This window comes from Cupriavidus sp. SZY C1, from assembly GCF_032190535.1.
Classification (GTDB): domain Bacteria; phylum Pseudomonadota; class Gammaproteobacteria; order Burkholderiales; family Burkholderiaceae; genus Cupriavidus; species Cupriavidus pauculus_C.
This window is the reverse complement of record NZ_JAUANU010000002.1, coordinates 67,064-89,091: the sequence shown is the minus strand read 5'-3', so window position 1 is coordinate 89,091 and position 22,028 is coordinate 67,064. Positions and strand designations below refer to the sequence as shown.

20 protein-coding genes and 1 pseudogene are annotated in these 22,028 nt (G+C 70.1%); 14 read left to right on the top strand and 7 right to left on the bottom strand.

The window, feature by feature from the left end; all coding sequences use genetic code 11:
* The first annotated feature begins 12 nt into the window (after positions 1 to 12).
* From QTN24_RS04560 to QTN24_RS04540, 5 genes are read left to right on the top strand one after another with little or no spacing between them, the layout of a single operon-like run.
* Positions 13 to 1,116 carry an AI-2E family transporter gene (locus tag QTN24_RS04560; RefSeq protein ID WP_124682271.1) on the top strand — a complete coding sequence of 368 codons (1,104 nt, stop codon included), beginning with the start codon at positions 13 to 15 and terminating at the stop codon, positions 1,114 to 1,116.
* Positions 1,113 to 1,793 (top strand): paraquat-inducible protein A, encoded by a 681-nt coding sequence (locus QTN24_RS04555; RefSeq protein WP_313835472.1) that lies wholly within the window; start codon positions 1,113 to 1,115, stop codon positions 1,791 to 1,793. Before QTN24_RS04560 ends, QTN24_RS04555 begins: the two co-directional genes overlap by 4 nt.
* Entirely contained in the window at positions 1,790 to 2,578 is a 789-nt protein-coding gene (locus tag QTN24_RS04550) for a paraquat-inducible protein A (RefSeq protein WP_313835471.1), read from the top strand. The genes QTN24_RS04555 and QTN24_RS04550 overlap by 4 nt, the downstream gene beginning before the upstream one ends.
* The gene (locus tag QTN24_RS04545) at positions 2,565 to 4,217 is read left to right on the top strand and encodes an intermembrane transport protein PqiB (RefSeq protein WP_124682274.1); all 1,653 of its coding nucleotides are present in this window, start codon (positions 2,565 to 2,567) and stop codon (positions 4,215 to 4,217) included. The genes QTN24_RS04550 and QTN24_RS04545 overlap by 14 nt, the downstream gene beginning before the upstream one ends.
* The gene (locus QTN24_RS04540; protein ID WP_313835470.1) at positions 4,214 to 4,882 is read left to right on the top strand and encodes a PqiC family protein; all 669 of its coding nucleotides are present in this window, start codon (positions 4,214 to 4,216) and stop codon (positions 4,880 to 4,882) included. The genes QTN24_RS04545 and QTN24_RS04540 overlap by 4 nt, the downstream gene beginning before the upstream one ends.
* Here QTN24_RS04540 and QTN24_RS04535 read toward each other — a convergent pair.
* Positions 4,879 to 5,430, bottom strand: a complete 552-nt coding sequence (locus tag QTN24_RS04535) for a nucleoside 2-deoxyribosyltransferase (protein ID WP_313835468.1) — start codon at positions 5,428 to 5,430, stop codon at positions 4,879 to 4,881. The two genes, QTN24_RS04540 and QTN24_RS04535, sit on opposite strands and share 4 nt — an antisense overlap.
* A 384-nt stretch (positions 5,431 to 5,814) precedes the next feature.
* Here QTN24_RS04535 and QTN24_RS04530 point away from each other — a divergent pair, with 384 nt between their 5' ends.
* The 5 genes and pseudogenes from QTN24_RS04530 to QTN24_RS04510 all read left to right on the top strand — a co-directional run bounded on the left by QTN24_RS04530 (position 5,815) and on the right by QTN24_RS04510 (position 10,855).
* On the top strand, positions 5,815 to 6,390 hold the full coding sequence (locus QTN24_RS04530; protein WP_301337471.1) for a fimbrial protein: 576 nt from the start codon (positions 5,815 to 5,817) through the stop codon (positions 6,388 to 6,390).
* 107 nt (positions 6,391 to 6,497) lie between these two features.
* On the top strand, positions 6,498 to 7,259 hold the full coding sequence (locus QTN24_RS04525) for a molecular chaperone (RefSeq protein WP_124682278.1): 762 nt from the start codon (positions 6,498 to 6,500) through the stop codon (positions 7,257 to 7,259).
* Positions 7,171 to 8,139, top strand: a pseudogene (locus QTN24_RS04520) (FimD/PapC N-terminal domain-containing protein); the annotation flags it as partial. The gene QTN24_RS04525 and the pseudogene QTN24_RS04520, both read left to right, overlap by 89 nt.
* A gap of 71 nt (positions 8,140 to 8,210) precedes the next feature.
* On the top strand, positions 8,211 to 9,830 hold the full coding sequence (locus QTN24_RS04515; RefSeq protein WP_313835464.1) for a fimbria/pilus outer membrane usher protein: 1,620 nt from the start codon (positions 8,211 to 8,213) through the stop codon (positions 9,828 to 9,830).
* A complete protein-coding gene (locus QTN24_RS04510; RefSeq protein ID WP_313835462.1) occupies positions 9,830 to 10,855 on the top strand; it encodes a fimbrial protein in 1,026 nt (341 codons plus the stop codon). The genes QTN24_RS04515 and QTN24_RS04510 overlap by 1 nt, the downstream gene beginning before the upstream one ends.
* Before the next feature lie 14 nt (positions 10,856 to 10,869).
* On the opposite strand, the gene QTN24_RS04505 is transcribed toward QTN24_RS04510, so the two are convergent.
* Both QTN24_RS04505 and QTN24_RS04500 read right to left on the bottom strand, forming a co-directional pair.
* Positions 10,870 to 11,682 carry a tetratricopeptide repeat protein gene (locus tag QTN24_RS04505; protein WP_313835460.1) on the bottom strand — a complete coding sequence of 271 codons (813 nt, stop codon included), beginning with the start codon at positions 11,680 to 11,682 and terminating at the stop codon, positions 10,870 to 10,872.
* 43 nt (positions 11,683 to 11,725) lie between these two features.
* A complete protein-coding gene (locus QTN24_RS04500; protein WP_124682282.1) occupies positions 11,726 to 13,795 on the bottom strand; it encodes a bifunctional 2',3'-cyclic-nucleotide 2'-phosphodiesterase/3'-nucleotidase in 2,070 nt (689 codons plus the stop codon).
* Positions 13,796 to 14,066: 271 nt separating this feature from the next.
* Here QTN24_RS04500 and modA point away from each other — a divergent pair, with 271 nt between their 5' ends.
* The 3 genes from modA to QTN24_RS04485 are packed head-to-tail and all read left to right on the top strand — an operon-like array spanning position 14,067 to position 16,300.
* Positions 14,067 to 14,825, top strand: a complete 759-nt coding sequence (gene modA / locus QTN24_RS04495) for a molybdate ABC transporter substrate-binding protein (RefSeq protein ID WP_313835457.1) — start codon at positions 14,067 to 14,069, stop codon at positions 14,823 to 14,825.
* Between the two features lie 28 nt (positions 14,826 to 14,853).
* Complete coding sequence (gene modB, locus QTN24_RS04490; protein ID WP_313835455.1) at positions 14,854 to 15,570, top strand: molybdate ABC transporter permease subunit; 717 nt, start codon at positions 14,854 to 14,856, stop codon at positions 15,568 to 15,570.
* Between the two features lie 7 nt (positions 15,571 to 15,577).
* Positions 15,578 to 16,300, top strand: coding sequence for an ATP-binding cassette domain-containing protein (locus QTN24_RS04485; RefSeq protein ID WP_124682286.1), 723 nt, complete (start codon positions 15,578 to 15,580; stop codon positions 16,298 to 16,300).
* Between the two features lie 32 nt (positions 16,301 to 16,332).
* Here QTN24_RS04485 and QTN24_RS04480 read toward each other — a convergent pair whose 3' ends face one another.
* From QTN24_RS04480 to QTN24_RS04465, 4 genes are all read right to left on the bottom strand, one after another.
* Complete coding sequence (locus QTN24_RS04480; RefSeq protein WP_313835439.1) at positions 16,333 to 17,136, bottom strand: TOBE domain-containing protein; 804 nt, start codon at positions 17,134 to 17,136, stop codon at positions 16,333 to 16,335.
* A 70-nt stretch (positions 17,137 to 17,206) separates the two neighbouring features.
* The gene (locus QTN24_RS04475) at positions 17,207 to 17,449 is read right to left on the bottom strand and encodes an RNA recognition motif domain-containing protein (protein ID WP_124682288.1); all 243 of its coding nucleotides are present in this window, start codon (positions 17,447 to 17,449) and stop codon (positions 17,207 to 17,209) included.
* Positions 17,450 to 17,537: 88 nt separating this feature from the next.
* Positions 17,538 to 18,317: an enoyl-ACP reductase FabI gene (gene fabI, locus QTN24_RS04470; protein WP_313835436.1), complete on the bottom strand. Its 780-nt coding sequence runs from the start codon at positions 18,315 to 18,317 to the stop codon at positions 17,538 to 17,540.
* 179 nt (positions 18,318 to 18,496) lie between these two features.
* The gene (locus tag QTN24_RS04465) at positions 18,497 to 20,794 is read right to left on the bottom strand and encodes a DUF3141 domain-containing protein (protein WP_124682290.1); all 2,298 of its coding nucleotides are present in this window, start codon (positions 20,792 to 20,794) and stop codon (positions 18,497 to 18,499) included.
* 284 nt (positions 20,795 to 21,078) lie between these two features.
* Here QTN24_RS04465 and QTN24_RS04460 point away from each other — a divergent pair, with 284 nt between their 5' ends.
* Positions 21,079 to 22,026 (top strand): bifunctional enoyl-CoA hydratase/phosphate acetyltransferase, encoded by a 948-nt coding sequence (locus tag QTN24_RS04460; protein ID WP_124682291.1) that lies wholly within the window; start codon positions 21,079 to 21,081, stop codon positions 22,024 to 22,026.
* The last annotated feature ends 2 nt before the right edge of the window (positions 22,027 to 22,028 follow it).

Genomic DNA, 22,028 nt, shown 5'->3' with positions numbered 1-22,028 from the left:
AGGCGCGCGACGATGAGTTCCGGACAACTGATTGAGAAGCTTGCCGCCGTATTCGCGCTGATCGTCCTGATAGGCGGGTCGCTGCTGGTGCTGGCCCCGTTTGCCACCGCGCTGGTCTGGGGCGCGATCCTGGCCTATAGCTCCTGGTACCCCTATACCGTGCTGTCGCGCTGGTTCGGCAACCGGCGCGGGCTGGCCGCGCTGGTCTGCGTGCTGATCGCCACCGTCATCGTGCTGGGCCCGTTCGTCTACGCGGGCGCCAGCTTTTCCGCCCATCTGGACCAGCTCACCGAACTCGTCAACCGCTACGCCGAGCGCGGCCTGCCGCAGCTGCCCGAATGGCTCAGCAGCCTGCCCTACGTGGGCCCGCAGCTGCAGGCCAGCTACGACCAGATCATCCACGCCGATTCCGAAATGGTGGCCAACCTGCGCAAGCTGATCGCGCCGGTGGGCCATGCGCTGCTGGGCGCGGGCCTGTCGATTGGCGGCGGGCTGGGCCAGCTTGCGCTGTCAATCATCCTGGCGTTCTTCTTCTATACCGGCGGCGAACTGGCCGTGGACTGGCTGCGCGGCGGCATGCGCCGCGTGGCGGGCGAGCGCGCAGACCACCTGATGGCGCTGGCCGGCGGCACGATCAAGGGCGTGGTCTACGGCGTGCTGGGCACGGCGTTCGTGCAGGCGGTGCTGGCCGCCATCGGCTTCTGGATCGCCGGCGTGCCCGGCGCCGCCATCCTTGGCCTGATCACGTTCTTCCTGTCGGTGATCCCGATGGGCCCGCCGCTGGTGTGGATTCCGGCCGCGCTGTGGCTGTACCACGGCGGCGAGACCGGCTGGGCCATCTTCATGGTGGTCTGGGGCGGCGTGGTGGTGGGCATGGCCGACAACGTGATCAAGCCGCTGCTGATCAGCAAGGGCACCGGGCTGCCGCTGATCTGGATCATGATGGGCGTGCTGGGCGGGGCGCTGGCGTTCGGCTTCCTGGGCGTGTTCCTGGGCCCGACCGTGCTGGCCGTGGCCTACGCGCTGCTGCGCGACTGGACCATCGGCACGCAGGAGCGGCCCGCCGTGACCGACGTCACGCCGGCGCCGCCGTCGCAACTGACGCCCGACGCATGACCGCACCGCGCGACACGCCGCCCACGGCCCCGCCGCCGGCCGCGCTGCACCGGCTGGTGGCCTGCGAGTACTGCGACGCGCTCTACGAACGCACGGCGCTGGCGCCCGGCGAGCGCGCCACGTGCCTGCGCTGCGGCGGCATGCTGTACCGCGAGAGCACGCGCGCGTACCGCCGGCTGCTGCCGCTGGTGGTCACCGCGCTGATCCTGTTCCTGGTATCGAACACGTATCCCATCGTCGAGATGGACCTCAAGGGCGTGCGCACCGAGACCACGCTCTGGGGCGCCGTGATGGCGCTGCATGCCGACCACATGACGCTGGTGGCGCTGCTGGTGTTCGGCACCACCATCCTGTTCCCGCTGTCCGAGATGCTGATGATGTGCTACCTGCTGGTGCCGATGGCCCGCCATCGCATGCCGGCCGGCTTCGAGCGCATCGTGCGCGGCATCCGCCAGACGCGGCCGTGGGGCATGATCGAGGTGTTCATGATCGGCGTGCTGGTGACCGTGGTGAAGCTGTCGACGATGGCGCAGGTGATACCGGGCGTGGCGCTCTGGTCGTTCGGCGCGCTGGTCGTGGTGCTGGCCGCGATGCTGTCGTTCGATCCGCGCGACCTCTGGCACTACCTGGAGCCGCCCGGCGCCGACGAGGTGCCGCCCGCCGGAGACGCGCGATGACCGCGCCGCAGCGTCCCACCCCGCCCCGGCCGAACCGCGCGGCGCAGGCCCGCGAGCAACTGGCCCGCTCGCGCCGCGTGGCGGCCGGCGTGGTGGCCGAGCTGACCGACGACGACGAACGCACGCCGGTGGCGCAGGTGCCCACGGCGGCGTCGCGCGGGCTGCTGTCGTGCCACGCGTGCGACCTCGTCAGCCCCATCGCGCTCGAAGGCCAGCCGTGCCCGCGCTGCGGCGCCACGCTGCACCACCGCAAGCCGGCCAGCCTGGCGCGCACCTGGGCCTTCCTGCTGTCGGCGTTCATCCTCTACATCCCGGCCAACCTGCTGCCGGTCATGGTGACCGAGTCGATCCTGGGCACCCAGCGCGACACCATCCTGTCCGGCGTGATCTACCTGTGGCTGTCCGGCTCGCACCTGCTGGCCGGCGTGGTGCTGATTGCCAGCATCATCGTGCCGCTGCTGAAGATGCTGATCCTGACGCTGCTGCTGGCGTCGGTGCACTTCCGGTCCACGTGGCGGATCCGGCAGCAGACGCGGCTCTACGGGCTGGTCGAGATCATCGGCCGCTGGTCGATGCTCGACATCTTCGTGGTGGCCCTGCTCGCGGCGCTGGTGCGCGCCGGCGCGCTGGCCACGATCATTCCCGGGGGCGGGGCGCTGGCCTTTGCCTCCGTCGTCGTGCTGACCATGCTGGCGTCGCTGTCGTTCGACCCGCGCCTGCTGTGGGACGCCATGGACGCCCGCCCCTCATCGAACCTGCCGGAATCCGACAATGGCCGATCCTGACCTCTCCCCTCCTCCGTCCGGTCCCGCCGGCCCGCCCGGCCTGCCGCAGCCGGCCCGCCGGCGCCGCGCGCGCTGGCTGCCGTCGCTGGTCTGGCTGATCCCGATCGTGGCCGCCGTGGTCGGCATCTCGCTGCTGGTCAACACGCTGGCGTCGCGCGGGCCCGAGATCACGGTCACGTTCAGCACCGCCGAGGGCCTGACGCCGGGCAAGACCGCCGTGCGCTACAAGGACGTCGACATCGGGCTGGTCAAGTCCGTGCGGCTGGCGTCCGACCGCTCGCACGTGATGGCGACGATCGAGCTGACCAAGGACGCCGAGAACTTCGCGGTCAAGGACACGCGCTTCTGGGTGGTGCGCCCGCGCTTTGCCATCAGCGGCGTGTCGGGGCTGGAAACACTGCTGTCGGGCGCCTACATCGGCGTGGATGCCGGCAAGTCGGCCGAGCCGACGCGCAGCTTCACGGGCCTGGAGGTGCCGCCCGTGGTGACCACCGACGCGTCCGGCCGCCAGTTCGTGCTGCGCGCGCAGGACCTGGGTTCGCTCGACATCGGCTCGCCGGTCTACTACCGCCGCGTGCAGGTGGGCCAGGTGGTGGCCTACCAGCTGGAGCCGAACGGCCGCGACATCACGATGCGCGTGTTCGTCAACAAGCCGTACGACAAGCTCGTGACCGCCGACACGCGCTTCTGGCACGCCAGCGGCGTGGACCTGAAGCTCGACGCCAGCGGGCTGAAGCTGTCGACCCAGTCGCTGGTCACGGTGCTGCTGGGCGGCGTGGCGTTCCAGGCCCCGGACAACTCGTCGGCCCAGGCGGCCGCCGCCGAAAACACCCAGTTCCTGCTGGCCGGCGACCAGGCCGAGGCCATGAAGGAGCCCGAGGAACTGGCGCCCACGCTGGCCGTGCTGAACTTCGACCAGTCGGTGCGCGGGCTGTCGCCGGGCGCGCCGGTGGACTTCCGCGGCGTTATCGTGGGCCAGGTGCGGTCGATCGGCATCGAGTACCAGCGCGAGCGCAAGGCGTTCCGGATGCCCGTGGTGGTCGAGCTCTATCCGTCGCGCATGGGCTTCCGCGAACGCGACGTGGCCGACGAGGCGCGCAAGCGCACGATCGTCCAGGCGCTGGTCAAGCGCGGCATGCGCGCGCAGTTGCGCACCGGCAACCTGCTGACCGGGCAGCTCTACGTGGCGCTGGACTTCTTTCCGAAGGCACCCCCGGCCAAGGACATCGACCTCGACGCGCCGATGCCGGAATTCCCGACCACGCCGGGCACGTTCGACGAACTGCAGGCCAAGCTGGGCGACATCGTCAACAAGATCGACAAGGTGCCGTTCGACCAGATCGGCCAGGAGGCGCGGACCGCGATGGTGTCGATGAACCGGATGCTGGAGTCGGCCGACAAGCTCGTGGCGCAGCTGAACGGCGACGTGGCGCCACAGGTGCTGGCCGCGCTGCAGGACGCCCGCCGCACGCTGACGGCCGCCAACGGCACGCTGGCATCCGACGCGCCGCTGCAGCAGGACACGCGCCGCATGCTGCAGGAACTGACGCGCACGGCCGTGTCGCTGCGCGCGCTGACCGATTACCTGGAACGCCACCCCGAAGCGCTGCTGCGCGGCAAGACGGAGGACAAGCAATGAAACGCACGCTGATTGCCGGCGCGATGGCGCTGGCCGTGGCCGGGCTGAGCGGCTGCGCGTCGCCCGAGCCGCGCTACTACTCGCTGGCGGCCGGCACGCCGGCGGCTGCCCCATCGCCCACATCCCCCTCATCACCGTCCACGGCCGCGGCGCAGCCGGTCTGGATCGAGGTGGCGCCGGTGCGCGTGCCCGAGCGGCTGAACCGGGCGCAGCTCGTGATGAGCGACGCCAACGGCAACGTGCGGCTGCTGGACCAGTCGCGCTGGTCGGCGCCGCTGCCCGACGAACTGCGCGACGCGCTGTCGCAGCAGCTCCAGGCCAACCTGGGCGCGGTGGATACCTATCAGCAGGGGCTGGCCGAAGTCGGCACGATCTTCCGCATCACGACCGAAGTGGTGCGACTGGAAGGCGAGCCGGGCCAGCGGGCCGGCGCGACCATCGCCTGGACCGTGCGGCGCCTGCCCGACGGCAACGTGCTGAGCGGACGCACCGAGGCCGAGGTGCCGGTATCGGGACAGGTTGAGGATGTGGTGGGCGCCTACCGCCAGATCGTGGCGACGACGGCGTCCGACATCGCCACGGGCGTGCGGTCGCTGCGCGTGCAGGCCGGCACGGCTGGCGCGCCCGGACCCACGGCCACCACCGCGCCGCTGCCGGTGCGCTAGTCCTCGGCGTCGTTGCCGGCCGCCGCCTGCGCCCGCCGCGCGGCGCGGCGCCGGTCCGCCTCGGACATCGCCTTCAGGCACGCTTCGGCGTCGCCGCTCACCAGCCGCACGCTGCACGCCAGCATCAGGTTCATCGGCAGGCCGAAGTCCTCCACCACGTAGCCCCGCGCGTCCAGCGCGCTGCCATCGGCGTCGGCATGGTGGCGCACGCGGTCCAGCAGCGTGCCGGCATCGGCCGCGTAGCCCCAGACCGGCTTCTGGAGCGCCACGGCGAATCCCACTTCAAAGGCGGTGCCGCTGTCGGGCTCGCCCGGGCCGCGAAAGTCGTCCAGGTTGGCCATCACGACGTCCGCCTGCCGCAGCAGCGCGATATTGGCCTCGTAGATCCACTGTGCCGCCGCCGGGCCGGACAGCCCGGCGGGCACCGCCTTGTCCAGCGGATAGAGGCCCGTGTAGCCATGCCGCGCGCACAGCGCCTTCAGGTGGGCGCCCCACGCAAGCGCGTCCTTGCGGAATACGTCGAAGCCGGCGAGGTAGAGGGTCTTCATGGGGTGTCCTTGGGCGGAATGCGCATGAGAATAACGCAGCCCCGGCGCCGCTTCCATGGATATATCGCGATGCCCCGCAACTGCAGTGTCTGTTAATCGATCAGAATTATTCGGATTATTCTTAGCGATTATCAGAAAATCCTCGCTATTGGCCTCATAGAAAATCTTATCGGGAATCATGACAAATGCGTCATAAATAAATCCCGCCCCGAAATTTCGAGATTTTCCGATATTTCCGCCCGCTTTACCTCGTTAGTCTTCGGCCCTGTCATCGGCGCCGCATCACGTTGCGGCCGCGCCCAATGCACGCGCCATGCACGCATTGCATGCGCGGCCAAAGTGACGATGACACCCCTCCATTCAAATGAAGACGCGAGAATTCAAGTGAAAAGCATCCATACCAAAGCGCTGGCCGCTTCCATCCTGTTCGCCGCCATGTCGGCACCGGCAATGGCCTCCGACGGCACGATTACCTTTACCGGGCGCGTGACGGGCCAGACCTGCACGCTGTCGGGCAACGGCGGCGCCGCCAATTTCACGGTGCCGATGCCCACCGTGGCCGCGGGCGCGCTGAACCGGCAGGGCGCCGTGGCCGGCCGCACGCCATTCAACATCCGCCTGACCGGCTGCACGCCGAACACCGGCAACGTGGGCGTCTACTTCGAGCCGGGCGCCACGGTGGACAACACCTCGGGCCGCCTGGTCAACACGGCCGTGGCCTCGGCGGCCACCGAAACCACGCCGGCGGTCACCCCCGCCACCAACGTGCAGGTCGGCCTGCTGAACGACGCGCTGGACAACATCGTGCTGGGCGCCGCCTACGCCGCACAGAACTCGCAGCAGGTGGCACTGGCCGACGGCGCCGCCACGCTGCAGTACTACGCGCAATACGTGGCCACGGGCGCCGCCACCGCTGGCGATGTCCTGACGACCGTCACGTACTCGGTGGTCTACCCCTAAGCGGGGCCACCGTGATTGTGCGCCGGCATGGCAGGTCCATGCCGGCGGTAATCCATTTGTATTTCCAGCCTTCGGCCTTGTTGCCGGAGCCCAAGCCGAACGTTCTCATGTCCCGAATCTCACACTGGCGGGTGGCACTGGCCGCCTGCCTCGCCATCGTGGCGACGTCGGCCGCCCACGCCTCCGTGGTGCTGGCCGGGACGCGCGTCATCTATCCCGAAACCGAACGCGAAGTCACGCTGCGGCTCACCAACGAGGGCACCGCGCCCGCGCTGGTGCAGGCCTGGATCGACGACGGCGATGCCAATGCCGCGCCCGACGACACCCACGCGCCGTTCACACTGGCCCCGCCCCTGTTCCGGCTGGACCCGCGCAAGGGACAGGCGCTGCGCATCATCTACCTGCAACAGCCGCTGCCCACGGACCGGGAGTCGCTGTTCTGGCTCAACGTGCTCGAAGTGCCGCCGATGGCGGCGGACGGCGCCGCGCAGCGCAACGAACTGCAGTTCGCGTTCCGTACCCGCATCAAGCTGATGTTCCGGCCGCGCGGCCTGCCCGGCAGCGCCGACGCAGCGCCCGCCAGCGTGCGCTGGCGCCTGCTGCGCAAGGCCGATGGCCAGCAGGTGCTGTCGGCCACCAATCCCACGCCCTACCACGTGACCTTCACCGTGGTCGAGGCCGGCGTGGGGAGCGCGGTCCATCGCAACGACGCCGGCGCCATGGCCGCGCCGGGCGCGACCGTGGAATTCCCGCTCGGCGACGCCGTGCGCGGCAGCGTCGATGCCGGCGAGGTGCGCCACGTCACGATCAACGACTTCGGGGCGGCCGTCGAAGGCGTATCCCGGATTGCGGCAGCGCCAACGGACTGACATGCGGACCCGATCGCCACGCCGCCTGGCCGCGCGTTGCCTGGTGGCCTCCACGGTGCTGCCGGCGCCGGTGCTGGCGGAGACGCCGGTCACCGAGACGCTGGCGCAGGTGCGTTTCAACGCGCAGTTCCTGCGGCGGGCCGATGGTTCCAGCGTGGACGTCAGCCGCTTCGACAAGGGCAACCCCGTCGCGCCGGGCAGCTACCCGGTCGACATCTACCTGAACGACACGTGGATTGCGCGCGAGACGGTGCGCTTTGCCGGGCCGGACGACGCGGCGGCGCCCTGCCTGGACCCGGCCACGCTGTCGCGGCTGAACCTGAACGAGGAAGCGCTGCCGCCGGCCGGCCGCACCGCCATTGCCGATGCCGCCGCCAGCGCCGCGGCCGGTGCGGCGGACGGCGCCTGCCTGCATCCGGCCGCCATTTCCGACGACGTGACGTGGTCGTTCAGCGTCAACGACATGCGGCTGAACTTCACGGTGGCGCAGGCGCTGATGCGCCGCCGCGCGGCCGGCACGGTGCCGCACGAACTGCTGGACAGCGGCGTGCCGTCGGCCACGCTCGGCTACCAGCTCAACACGTTCGGCATGAACGGGGCGCAGCACAGCACCAACACCTACCTTGGCATCGATGCCGGGCTGAATGTGGCCGGCTGGCACCTGCGCCAGCGCTCGTCGATGTCGTGGCAGTCGGTAGGCGAGCGCTACGCGTACCAGAACATCGCCACGTACGTGCAGCGCGACCTGCCCAAATGGCGCAGCCAGCTCACGCTCGGCGACGCCTTCACCGACGGCGCCGTGTTCGACAGCTTCTCGGTGCGCGGCGTGAACCTGGCCACCGACGACCGCATGCTGCCGGACTCCACGCGCGGCTATGCGCCGCTGGTGCGCGGCGTGGCGCGGACCAACGCGCGCGTGTCGGTATCGCAGGACGGCAACCCGAAACCACGGTGGCGCCGGGTCCGTTCGAGATCGACGACCTCCATGCCACCGGCTACGGCGGCAACCTGCTGGTCACCGTCACCGAGGCCGACGGCAGCCAGAGCAGCTTCACGGTGCCCTACGCGTCGGTCGTCCAGCTTATCCGGCCGGGCCTCACGCGCTACTCGGCCACGGTTGGCGAGTACCGGAGCGGCTCTCACACCACGCCGTCGCGCGAGAAGCTCGTGCAGGGCACGGTCCAGCACGGGTTCAGCAACCTCACCACCGGCTACGCGGGCGCGGTGCTGTCCGAGGGCTATCAGGCCGCGCTGATCGGCGCCGCCTTCAACCTGCCCATCGGCGCGTTCGCGCTCGACGCCACGCACGCGCGCGCGAAGATCCCGGGCGCCAACGACGCCAGCGGCCAGAGCTTCCGCATCAGCTACAGCAAGTATGTGCCGACCACCAGCACCAACCTGACGGTGGCCGCCTACCGCTACGCGACCAAGGGCTTCTGGTCGATGCGCGACGCGTTTGCGGCGCGCGACGGCTCCTACAACGGCGACGGCGTGGCGCGCCAGCGCAGCCAGCTTCAGCTCACGCTGAACCAGAACCTGGGCGGCCGGCTGGGCACGCTGTACGCCACCGGCACGTCCACGGCCTACTGGAACCGCCGCGACACCGCGCTGATGTTCCAGGCCGGCTACAGCAACACGCTGCGGCTGTTCGGCACCAACATGACGTTCAACGTGTCGGCGTCGCGGCTGCGCGATGCCTACACCGGCCGCTACACGACCCAGGTGTTCGCCAACCTGACCGCGCCGCTGGGGCGCAGCGCCCACGCGCCGCTGGTGTCGTTCGGCACGACGCACGACAACGGCGGCGGATCGTCGCAGCAGTTGATGCTCAGCGGCACCGCGCTGGAGGACAACGCGGTCTCCTACGGCCTGAACGTGAACCGGGCTGCCGGCAGCAAGGTGTCCGGCGGCGGCAACGTCCAGTACCGCAGCCCGTACACGACCGTGTCGGCCTCCGCCAGCGGCGGCAACGGCTACACGCAGTACTCAGCCGGCCTGCAGGGTGCGCTGGTGGCCCATGCAGGCGGCGTGACGCTGGCCAACTTCCTGGGCGACACCATCGGCATCGTCGAGGCCAAGGGCGCCAGTGGCGCGCGCGTGGCCAATGCGCCCGGCGTGCGGATCGACCGGTTCGGCTACGCCATCGTGCCGTACCTGCACCCCTACAGCATGAACACGATCCAGCTCGATCCCAAGGGCCTGCCGCTCGATGTCTCGCTCGACGCCACAAGCACACAGGTGGCGCCGCGCGCCAACGCGGCGGTCAAGATCCGCTTTGCCGCGGTCACGGGCCGGTCGGCCATCGTGTCGGCCACGCGGCCCGACGGCGGCAAGCTGCCGTTCGGCGCCCAGGTCACCAACGGCGCCGGCGCCGAGGTGGGCGTGGTGGGCCAGAGCGGCATCATCTTTGCGCGCGGGCTGGACAACGTCGACCGGCTCTATGTGACGTGGGGCGCCGGCGGCGCGCAGCGCTGCGCGATCGACGTGAACCTGCCCGACAGCACCCGCCACGCCACGGCATACGCGCAGATCCGCGCGGTATGCCAGCCCGATGCGAAGGAGACCCCGTGATGCCATCCATCCACCTGCGCGCCGCAACCGTGGCGCTTGCGCTGGGCGGCCTGGCCGCGCTGCCGGCCGCTGCGCAGAGCGTGCAGCATTGCACCATCGAGGCGCAGCCGTCTGCGCTGTCGTCGCCGATCTCCTACCCGGTGGAAGGCGCCCCGATCGGCACGGCGCTGACGCCCGACCTGGCCACGACCGTGTCGTTCCGCTGCCCGCGCAGCCGGCACGGGTACGGCATCGTGATTTCGCCAACCGGGTTCTCGGCGGCGGGCTCGCGTTTCAACTATCCCGCGTTCTGGGACGCCAACACCTACGGCATGGGCATGCGCGTGGCCATCAGCCCGGGCGGCTACACCGTATCGGGCGCCGACCGGACCGATCCCGTGAGCAGGCGCATCATCCGCTACATCTCGTCGGCGGGCCAGACCGGATCGTTCGTGCTCACCAACCGGCTGGTCAAGCTGTTCGAGCGGATCAACGTGCCGGACCGTAGCGACCGCGTCGACATGGGCGTGATCTACCAGTTGTACAGCTATGACTACGCGACCCGGACGATGTCGCCGCCGCTGGCGTCGATCTCGTTCAACAACGGCATCCCCGAGCGGCCCACCTGCACGGTGGCCACCCGCAGCGTGACGGTTGACCTGCCGGTCGTGGCGTCGAGCAGCCTGCGGGGCGACGGCGTGAACGCCGGCCGGACGCCGTTCACGATCACGCTGAACTGCCGCCGCACCGACGTGCCGGTCTACATCACGATGACGGACGCCACGACGCCGGGCAACCGGTCTGACGTGCTGACGCTGACGCCGGCCTCGACGGCCACGGGCGTGGGCATCCGCATCCTGAACCCGGCCAGCGCGCCGGTCTTCTTCGGCCCCGATTCGGCCGAGCGCGGCACGGTGAACCAGTGGCGGGTGGGCCATTCCGAGCCGCTGATGCAGATTCCGCTGAGCGCCGAGTACGTGACGACCGGCGTGGTCGGCCCCGGCACGGTGGGCGCGCTGGCGACCTTCACCATGAGCTACCAGTAGCGCGCGGCGCCGGGCTACGGGTTGATGGCCGGGTGCTTGAGCGCGTGGGCGGTTTCGGCCATGTGCTGGCGGTACTGGGCGGCGTCGCGCGGCAGGCCCAGGCCGCCGTCGCGATAGGCCATCGCCAGCGCCTGGATCGACGCCGGATGCTCGCGCTCGGCGGCGGCTTCGTACCAGGCGACGGCGCGGGCGTCGTCGCGGGCCACGCCCTCGCCTTCGCGGTAGGCATTGGCCAGCATGAACATCGCGTGCGCCACGCCGCCGTCGGCGGCCACGCGGAACCAGCGCGCCGCGGCGGCCGGGTCGGGCGTGCGGCCGTAGCCGCCGCGATACAGCAGGCCCAGGTAGTAGGCGGCGCCGATGTCGCCGGCGCGCGCCGCCGCGTCGAGCTGTTGCCAGGCCAGCGGCAGGTCGGCTCGGCCGGCCGCCAGGGTACCGAGCATCGCCGCCTTGCCGAGCAGGAACTGCGCGCGGACCTGGCCACCTTCGGCAGCCATGCGCAGCCAGCGCTCGCCGTCGGCACGCGTGGCGGCGTCGGGTCGCGCCATCAGCGTTTCGCCAAGCGCGGCACGCGCGGCGGCCTCGCCAGACCCGGCGGCCTGCTGCAGGCGGTCCAGCGCCGCCGCGTCGCCGGCGGACGTCGCCAGGACCTGCCACTGGGCGATTTCGGCCTGGCGTGCGTCGGACTGGTGGCGCCACATGGCCGCACCGGCCACGCCGGCGGTAGCCACGGCCACGGCCAGCGTGGCCGCCACGAACAGCGGGTGGATGCGCGGCAGGCGACGGGGCAGCGCGGGGAGGGTCGGGGCGGCGGCGGTGGCAGGCATCGGCATATCGGGCGAGGTGGCCGGGTGGTCGGCGGCGTGACGGTTACTGGTTGAGGTCGATGCGGTACTTCGACAGGTTCTTGTTGCTGCCGTCGTCGGCGGCCACCAGCGTCACGCCCGCCACGCCACCGGCGGCGGCCTGCGCCAGCATGCCGGCGGCCGAGCTGAACACCACGTCGCCGCTGGTCGCCACCTTCGTGAAGCGCCAGCTACGAGCGCTGCCGTTGGCGGCGCGGGTCACGTTGGCCACGGACTTGATGTAGCTGATCAGCACGTCTCGGTTGGCGTCCGGCGAGGCGTAGACGGTCTTGGTGCCGTCGAGGCCCGGGAAATTGCCGCCGCCGCTGGCGCGGTAGTTGTTCGTCGCCACGATGAAGTCCATCGCCGCGGTCACGGCCGCGCCCTTGTACGTCAGGTTCTTGATGCGGCTGCCCACGGGCTGCGTGACGTCGATCTCGTACTGCATGTCGGCGTCGGTGAACATGTCGAAGTTGTAGCCCGGGAAGGTGCTGATCAGTTGCTGCTCGGTGGTCAGCGCCGGGTTGATCTGGTTGAAGCGCTTGGCGGCCGTCTCCAGCCACGCCTTGACCTCGGCGCCGTTGACCTTCACCGCGTAGACCGTGTTCGGGTACAGGTACAGGTCGGCCGCGTTGTTGATGGCCAGGCTGCCCATCGCCACGTCGGTGTAGTCGCTGCCGCCGCCAAAGCCGCTCTTGAACGGGGCCGAGACCGACAGCACCGGCAGCGATGCCAGCGCCGGCAGGTTGGCCGCGAGGTAGTCCTTCACATACTTGGCCTGGGCCTGGTTGACGATCTGGATCGCACCCGGGTCGCCCACGTCGGCAAAGTAGCTCGTCATGCGGTAGTCGGTGCTGCCGATGGGCGTCTTCACGTACTGGATGGTCGCCTGGTGCTCGGTGTCGATGGCGGCGGCCACGCTGGCGTCGGCGGCCACGTAGGTCTTGTCGGCGTTCTGGATCGAGCGCGCCTCGACCTTGGTGTTGGCGCGGTCCACGCTCCACGCCTTGCCGTCGTAGGCCAGCGCCAGGTTGACCACGCCCAGGTGCTTGCCCCAGTAGTTGGCCATCACGGTCGGCACGCCGTTGACGGTGCCCTTGACCTTGTCCACGCCCGGCAGGTTGAACTGGCCAACCGTGCTGGCCGCGTCCGGGAAGACCTGGTGCGAGTGGCCGATCAGCATGGCGTCCACGCCCGCCACCTTCGACAGGTGGTAGCTGCCGTTTTCCATCGTCGGCGAGTACGCCGAGTTGTCCAGCCCGCCGTGCGAGATCACGACGATCAGGTCGGCGCCCTTGGCGCGCATCTCGGGGATGTACTTCTGCGCGGTCTCGACCACGCCTTCGGTGTAGACCTTGCCGTCCAGCCAGCGCTTGTCCCAGCTCAGGATGGCCGGCGGCGCAAAGCCGATGATGCCGACCTTGATCGGCGCCGACACCGTCTTGCCGTCGGGGCCGGTGGCCGTCAGCGTCTTCGACAGGATCGCGTACGGCTGGAACAGCGGCTGGCGCGTCTTGACGCTGTAGACGTTGGCCAGCACCTGCGGGAACTTGGGCCCGGCGCAGGTCTGCTGCGCCGAGGGGTCGGGCAGGCCGTCCACGTTGAAGCGGTTGCCGGTGACCTGGCTCAGGTACTGCAGGCCGTAGTTGAACTCGTGGTTGCCGATGCCGCCGCCGTCAAAGCCGGCCGCGTTCATGACCTTGTACATCGCCAGCGTCTCGCCGCACGTGACCGGCTTGACCAGCGCCTGGTAGTCGGACAGTGCCGTGCCCTGGATGGTGTCGCCGTTGTCCAGCAGCATCGTGTTCGGGAATTCGGCGCGGGCGGCCTTGATCAGCGTCGACACGCGCTCGAAGCCCAGCGACTTGTCCTCGGCCAGCTTGAAGTAGTCGTAGCTGAGTACGTTGGTGTGCAGGTCGGTCGTCTCCAGCAGGGCCAGCGTGGATCTGGTGCCGGCCGGCACGGTGGCGGTGCCGCCGCCGGTCTGGCCGCCGTTGCCGTTACCGGCGCCGTTGTCGTCGTCGGAGCCGCAAGCGGCCAGGGTGCTGGCTACCATGGCCGCCAGCAAGGCGGCCCGGATGCGATGGAGTTGCATGGTCTCGGATTCCCCTGTGATTGTGTTTCTTCTGTGGGAGGAAATTGTGCGAACCGGCGATGGCAGCCAAGTGGCGATATCGCGTCATTCTCGTGACAATCGCTCTAAATATGACAAAAACGCCATATCGCTCGACCAGCGCCGCCAGCGGGACTATTTCAATCGGTTGAAGAGGGTTATCCATCGGCGCGATTGACGCCCCGTTATATAGCCGCTTATATTGCGGATGCCAACGATCCGGCACCCCCTCCCTTTCCCCGACGCTTCTGCCATGAGCCTCCTGCCCTTCGCCCGCCGCGCCGCCCTGGTCGCGCTGACCCTTGCCGCGCCGTCGGCCTTTGCCGCGGACCTCGTGGTGTCCGCCGCCGCCAGCCTGACCAACGCCTTCAAGCAGCTTGGCGAGCAATTCGAGCGCGCCCATCCCGATACCAAGGTGGTGCTGAACTTTGGCGCGTCGGACGTGCTGATGCAGCAGATCGTCAAGGGCGCCCCGGCCGACGTGTTCGCGTCGGCCGACCAGAGCGCGATGGACAAGGCGGTGGCCGAGAAGGTCGTCCAGCCGGCCACGCGCAAGGATTTCGCGGCCAACGCGATCGTGCTGATCGTGCCGCACGACAGCAGGCTCGGCATCGGCGCCCCGGCCGACCTGTCCCGCGCCGACGTCAAGCGCGTGGCGTACGGCAACCCGTCGTCGGTGCCGGTGGGCCGCTACACGCGCGGCGCGCTGGAATCGCAGGGGCTGTGGACGGCCGTCGAGGCCAAGGGCGTGCCCGCGCAGAACGTGCGCCAGGCGCTGGACTACGTGGCGCGCGGCGAGGTGGACGCCGGCTTTGTCTTTGCCACCGACGCGGCCGTGATGCCGGACAAGGTCAAGGTCGCCGCCCGCGTGCCGACCCCCACGCCGGTCACCTACCCCATCGCCGTCACCGCGCAGGCCCGCCAGGCCCAGCAGGCCAACGCCTTCGTCCAGTACGTGCTGTCGCCCGAGGGCCAGGCCACGCTGGCGAAGTTCGGCTTCCAGAAGCCCTGACCGCCGGTTCCCGGTTCGCATCGCCGCCATGGACGCCGTCTGGATTCCGCTGCTGCTGTCGCTGAAGGTGGCGGGCTGGGCCACGCTGCTCAACGCGATCCTGGGCGTGGCCGCGGCCTACGCGCTGGCCCGCTGGCGCTCGCGGGCGCGCGACGTCGTCGACGCCATCCTGACGCTGCCACTGGTGCTGCCGCCTACCGTGCTGGGCTACTACCTGCTGGTGCTGGTGGGCCGGCGCGGCGTGTTTGGCGCGTGGCTGGAACGGCTGGGCATCGAACTGGTCTTCACGTGGCAGGGCGCGGTGCTGGCGTCGACCGTGGTGGCGTTTCCGCTGGTGCTGAAGTCGGCGCGGGCCGCGTTCGAGGGTGTCGACCACCAGCTTGAGAACGCCGCGCGCGTGCTCGGCATCTCGGAGGCGGCCATCTTCTTCCGCGTGACGCTGCCGATGGCGCTGCCCGGCATCGTGGCCGGCGTGCTGCTGGCCTTTGCGCGGGCGCTGGGCGAGTTCGGCGCCACGCTGATGGTGGCCGGCAACCTGCCCGGCCGCACGCAGACGCTGTCCGTGGCGATCTACGAGGCGGTGCAGGCCGGCAACGACGACACCGCCAACCTGCTGGTGCTGGTCACGTCGATTACCTGCATCGTGCTGCTCGTGGTGGCGGCGCGGCTGGTGCCGCCGGCGCAGCGCGGCACGGCCAACCTGTTCGAGCGGCGCCGCTTCACGCGCGCGCCTGCGGGCAAGTGAGGCCGCCATGAGCATGGAAATCACCGTCCGCAAGCGCATGGCGTCGGAAGACCGCCATTTCGCGCTGGACATCGCGTTCGCGTCCGACAGCCGGCGCGTGGCGCTGTTCGGCCCGTCCGGCGCCGGCAAGAGCCTGACGCTGCGGGCCATCGCCGGGCTGATGGCGCCCGACAGCGGCCGCATCGTGCTGAATGGCCGCACGCTGTTCGACAGCGACGCCGGCGTCGACCTGCGGCCGCAGGACCGCCGCGTGGCCTACCTGTTCCAGGACTACGCGCTGTTTCCGCACCTGACCGTCGCGCAGAACATTGCGTTCGGGCTGCGTCGCGGCTGGCGCAACCCCGCGCGGCGCGCGCTGCCGCCCGAGGCGGCGCGCTGGGTCGATGCGTTCGGCCTGCGCGACATCGTCGGCCAGTATCCGGCGCAGATTTCGGGCGGGCAGAAGCAGCGCGTGGCGCTGGCCCGCGCGCTGGCGGCCCGGCCTGACATCCTGCTGCTGGACGAACCGTTTTCCGCGCTGGACCCGGCCCTGCGCATCCGCATGCGCCAGGAACTGCGCGCGCTGCAGGAAAGCCTGGACGTGCCGATGCTGATGATTTCGCACGACCCCGAGGATGTCGACGTGCTGGGCGACCACGTGCTGGAAATCCGCGAGGGCCGCATCCACGCCAGCGGCCGCGCCCACCGGCACCCGCCGGTCTACGCGCCCGAGACCTCGCCGGTCATCTAGCCAGCCGGCCGGGCGCCAGCGCGGGCCGTTGCTCAGCCCATCGTGCCAAGGATCACGCTCGACGCCTTGAAGATGGCCAGCGCGCGCGTGCCGGCCTGCAGCGCCAGGTCGGCCACTGCCGCCTGCGTGACGATTGCCGCCACGGTGCCGCCACCATCGAGCTCCAGCACGACCTCCGCATTGACCGCGCCGGGCACCACCCGGGCCACCGTGCCGGGCAACTGGTTGCGCGCCGACAGCCGCGCCGCCGGATCGGCCAGGCCGATCAGCACCGACGACGCCTTGACCAGCGCGAACGCTTCGGCGCCGGGCGCCAGGCCCAGCGTCTCGACGCTCTCGTGGGTAATCGTGGCGACGATCCGCTGCCCGCCCGGCAGCGCCAGCGTGACTTCGTCGTTGACGGCGCCGGCGCGTACGGTTTCCACGCGGCCGAACAGCTTGTTGCGGGCACTGGTCTGGATCATCATGCGGCGGATCAGGTGAAGGTCTTCGGGATGCGCGTCGGCCATGGCGCCCGCGCGTTCAAGCTGGGCGATGAAGCGCGCGTGCTCGGCCTCCATCGCCCGGTAGGTGGCAATCAGCCGCTCGGCGCGCGCGGTCAGCCGCGTACCGCCGCCGCCCTTGCCGCCGGCCGCGCGCAGCACCAGCGGCTCGCCGGCGCTGTTGTTCATCGCGTCGATGGCGTCCCACGCACCCTTGTAGCTGATGCCCACCGCGCGCGCGGCGGCCGTGATCGAGCCGTGCTCGCCAATGGCGGCCAGCAGCGCGATGCGGTCCTTGCCGCCCCAGTCCTGCTGGCCGGCGCGGAACCAGATGGCGCCCTGGAGTTCAAGCATTGCGCAAAGCCTGTCTGTGGTGTCGGATGGCCCGTATGGTACCGCCAACGCCGGACGCCCGGCGGGGACGTCAGCTCTGGTGGGCGGGGATGTACCAGCGCATGACGCTGCCGGCGAAGTACTGCTTGTCGAACCGTCGCAGCAGGTGCCAGCAGGTGAACGGGTCGACCGCCAGATCCACCCAGGCCCACGGGTGGTTGGGGTCGCCGTCGCGCACGATCTCCACGGAGTTGACCCGGGCATGGGTCTGGAGCTTGTCGCGCAGCATTTCCTCGGTCACATCACGATGTAGCCCGCGGATCAGTACCTGCATTGCAGCCTCTCCCTGTTGGAAGTGGTGATGCATGTATTCTAGGCCGCGTGCCGCGGCCCGGCGCCCAACGATGCGGCTATCGCACGTTTCACGCCATGATGTGCACGCCGCCGTCCACGTACACCGTATTGCCCGACACGCGGCGCGCATAAGGCGTGGCCAGGTAGGCGGTGGCAAAGCCCACGTCCATGATGTCGACCAGCTCGCCCAGCGGCGCGCGGCCGGCGGCTTCGGCCAGCAGCACGTCGAAATCCTTGAGCCCGGACGCCGCGCGCGTCTTCAGCGGCCCCGGCGAGATCGCATGCACGCGGATGCCGCGCGGGCCCAGTTCGTAGGCCAGGTAGCGGCAGGTGGCCTCCAGCGCGGCCTTCACGGGCCCCATCAGGTCGTAGTTCGGCACCACGCGGTTGGCGCCGTCGTAGCTCATCGCGAACAGCGTGCCGCCTTTGTCCATCAGCGGCACGGCCCGGCGTGCCATGCGGATGAACGAGTGGCACGACACGTCCATGGCCCGCGCAAAGCCGGCCGCCGATGAGTTCAGCAGCCCGCCCTGCAAATCCGCCTTGGGCGCGAACGCCACCGAATGCACGACCGCGTCGAGCCGGCCCCACGTTCTGGCGATGTGGTCGAACAGGGCGTCCATCTGCGCGTCGTCCTCCACGTTCAGCGGCATCAGGATCGGCGCATCCACCCGCTCGGCCAGCGGCGCGACGTGCGGGTACGCCTTGTCGTTCAGGTACGTCAGCGCAATCTCGGCCCCGAGTTCGCGGAACGCCCGCGCACAACCCCAGGCAATCGAATCCTCGTTGGCAACGCCGACGATCAGCACGCGTTGCCCGGACAGCGGCGGAGTGGGAACGTGGACCATGGTGGGGGCTCCGGGTTGGGGTGGGTTTTGCTTTCCTGTCTGGCTTGCGGGACAGGGGCTGGGGTGAGGGTTAGCGCATCCGGCTGCGGCAACAGCCGAACACACCGCCATCTTTGCTCCCCTCTCCCGTTTGCGGGAGAGGGGAGACAACCGGACGCGGAAGGCAAGGCCCCCGTCGACTATTCCGCTTGTGCTTCCTGGGTTGCCTTGCCGTTGCCGTGGTCGGTGCCGAAGGCTTCGGCGACTTCGCGGTAGCGGGCCAGCCAATCGGCGTCCAGCGGGCCGCCGACGGTCAGGACGCGGTGGGCCAGCACCATGATGCGGCGGCGTTCGCGCATGTCGGGCACCAGGGCCGGCAGCGCCGCGATGGCGGCCTCGGGGTCCAGGCTGACGATATAGCTCTGCCGTCGCACGGCGTCCTTGAACTGGGCCAGCGTGATGCGCTTCTCGGGCGGGTTCTCGCGTGCGAGCTTGCGCAGCAGGTTGAACGGCCGCTCCTCGATGGCCGAGCGGCCCTGCGTCACGTACGACAGCACGCGCAGGAAGGCGTCGAGCGCGGTGCCCGTGCCGATCTCGCGCTCGGCCTCGCGGCGGCGCAGTTCGGCCACCTCCTTGCGCAGCGCGGTCACGGCCGGCGACTCGGGCCGCTTTGGCGTGGTCGTCATGCCCAGCATGGCCGGCAGCCACGGCGCGGCGTAGATCGATTCGAACATGCGCTCCTGCCAGGCGTCGCGCGCGTCGCGGTACTGGTCCAGCGAGCGCACGATCTGGTCGGACATGGCCTGCTGCATCGCCAGGAACGGGTTGTCCGGCGACACCGGCTGGCGCGCGTCGCGCACGGCCGGGGCCATCATGGCGACCCATTGCATCCACGGGTTGCCGTCGGCGAACAGCGAGCGCTCCAGCCGCGACGGGTGCATCGCGCGGATCGCCTCGGCCGTGGGCTCGTTCGCCATCGCGCGCACCACGGGCGACGCGAACGTGTCGTACACGTGCTGGTTGATCTCGGCCACGCGCCGCACCACCTCGAACGGCTGCTCGTCGGCCCGGCCGTCGTCCAGCGCCAGGATGTCGTCGATGGTCCGCCGCTCGAAGCGCACCAGGTAGCGGCCTTCGATCAGCTCGCTGTGCGGCGCGTCGGGCGCGAAGTCCTCGATGCGGGCCTCGTACAGGCCCGGCGGCAGCACGTCGATCAGGTCCAGCGCGCAGAACAGTTCCGAGTGCTCCTTGTTGGCCACGCTGCCCGACACGAAGATGCCCAGGTGCCCGATCGACGGATGCAGGCAATAGACGATGGTCTGGTCGTTGGCGACAATCTCGTCGACGCTCGCGTACAGGTCCGGAATCCAGTTCAGCGCCTGCTGCGGCGGCGTGATGTTGTCGCCCCAGGACGCAAACACGATCACCGGCGAGCGCAGGTTGCGCAGGTCGACCACGGACTGGCCGTCATTGCTGCGCACGTCGCCGGCCGTCAGGTGGTTGCCGACGAACAGGTTCTGCACGATCCAGTCGATCTCGGCGCGGTTCATCAGGAAGTGCCCGCCCCACCAGCGCTCGAACTCCAGGAAGCGCGGCCCTTCGGTATCCACCTTGGCGTAGACGTTGTAGAGCTTTTCCCAGAGCGTGTTCGAAGGGTTCAGCTTCTCGAAGTTCTGCACCAGCCACGCGCCGTCGAAGCGCCCGTTGCCCAGGTCCGCCGCCAGCGACGACAGCCACGTGCCGCCCAGCAGCCCGCCGGCATAGCGCATCGGGTTCTTGCCGCGCACGCCCGACCAGTAGGCCACGGGCGCGCCGGCCAGCAGGATGGGGCCGGTCACGTCGGGCGCGGCGGCGGCCAGCATCAGCAGCGCCCAGCCGGCCTGGCAGTTGCCGATCACGAACGGGCGGCCCGGCGCGTCGGGGTGCCGCTCGGCAACGGCGCGCAGGAAGCGGGCCTCGGTGCGCGCCACGTCCTCGATGGTCTGGCCCGGGCACGGGTCGCGGTAGAACGTGATGAAGTAGCACGGATGGCCGGTGCGGATGGCGTTGCCGATCTCGCTGTCGGCCTTGAAGCCGCCGATGCCGGGGCCGTGGCCGGCGCGCGGGTCCATCACCACGAACGCGCGCTTGGTCATGTCGGTGGGATGCGCGGCGGGCGGCACGATGCGCAGCAGCGCGTAGTTCACCGGCCGGGGCAGGTCGCGCCCGTCGATCAGCACCTCGTAGTCGAACACCAGCACGGGCGGCATGCCGCCTTTCTCGTGCGTCGCCGTCTCGTTGCCGCGCTGGCGCAGGACGTCGAGGAACAGGATGGATCGCTGCCACGCGTCGATCCCGTATTCCCAGGCGGCCTGGGCCAACGGGTGCAGCGGGAGCGGGGGATATGCCGGGGACGGCGCGGAGGGCGATGCGGGCGAGTCAGGCGTTGAGGGCGATGAGGGCGAGGCGGAGGCGCCCTGTCCGGGCGCGCGGCCCGTCACAGGTTGGCGTGCATTCATTTCCGTTTCTCCTTGGGGATAGGCGGAGTCCGATGGCGTGCAGCGGGGGCCGATGCGGGCGTGGTGCGGGCGTCGCTTGCTGCGATGCAACAGCAAAAATCTACCAGCCTCGGCCCGGCATGACAACCGTTACCAAAGGCCAATCCCGCTGACGGCGCCGTATATGACAGGCGCAAGACATTCCAATGGCACGGGTGCGTCGCCTATACTGCGTCGAGACGTTTGCGCAACGCAGCATCCGCCTTCGCTGTTGCGGCTGCTGCCCAGCCGGAGCCCGTACGCCCATGCCGACCCCGCCGTCCGACGACAAGTACGCCAGGCTGCTCGCCCGCTGCGAGGGCCTGCCGCCCATTCCCACCGCCGTGGCCCACCCCTGCGACGCGTCGTCGCTGGACGGGGCGCTCGAAGCGGCCCGGCTGGGGCTGATCGTGCCGATCCTGTGCGGGCCGGCCGCCCGCATCCGCGCCGTGGCCCAGGAGCAGGGGCTGGCGCTGGACAACGTGGAGATCATCGACGCGCCGCACAGCCACGCGTCCGCCGAAAGTGCGGTCGAGGCCGTGCGCACCGGCCGCGCCGAGCTGCTGATGAAAGGCAGCCTGCACAGCGACGAGATCCTGCACGCCGTGGCGCGCAGCGCCAGCGGCCTGCGCACCGGGCGGCGCCTGTCGCACGTCTTTGCCATGGACGTGCCGAACTACCACAAGCCGCTGTTCATCACCGACGCGGCGGTCAACATCTTTCCCACGCTGATCGAGAAGGCCGACATCGTGCGCAACGCGATCGACCTCGTGCGCGTGCTGGGCGTGGAGCGGCCCAAGGTGGCCATCCTGTCGGCCGTGGAAACCGTGACCGACAAGATCCCGTCGACCATCGAGGCCGCGGCGCTGTGCAAGATGAGCGAGCGCGGCCAGATCGAGGGCGGGCTGCTGGACGGCCCGCTTGCGTTCGACAACGCCATCAGCAAGGCCGCGGCCGAGACCAAGGGCATCCGCTCCGAGGTGGCCGGCGACCCGGACATCCTGCTGGTACCCGACCTGGAAGCCGGCAACATGCTGGCCAAGCAGTTGACCTTCCTGGCCGGCGCCGAGGCGGCCGGCATCGTGCTGGGCGCCCGCGTGCCGATCATCCTGACCAGCCGCGCCGACAGCGTGCGCGCGCGCATCGGCAGTTGCGCCATCGCGGTGCTGCTGGCCCATTCGCGCCGCACCGCCCAGGTTGCGGTGCCCGCCTGAGG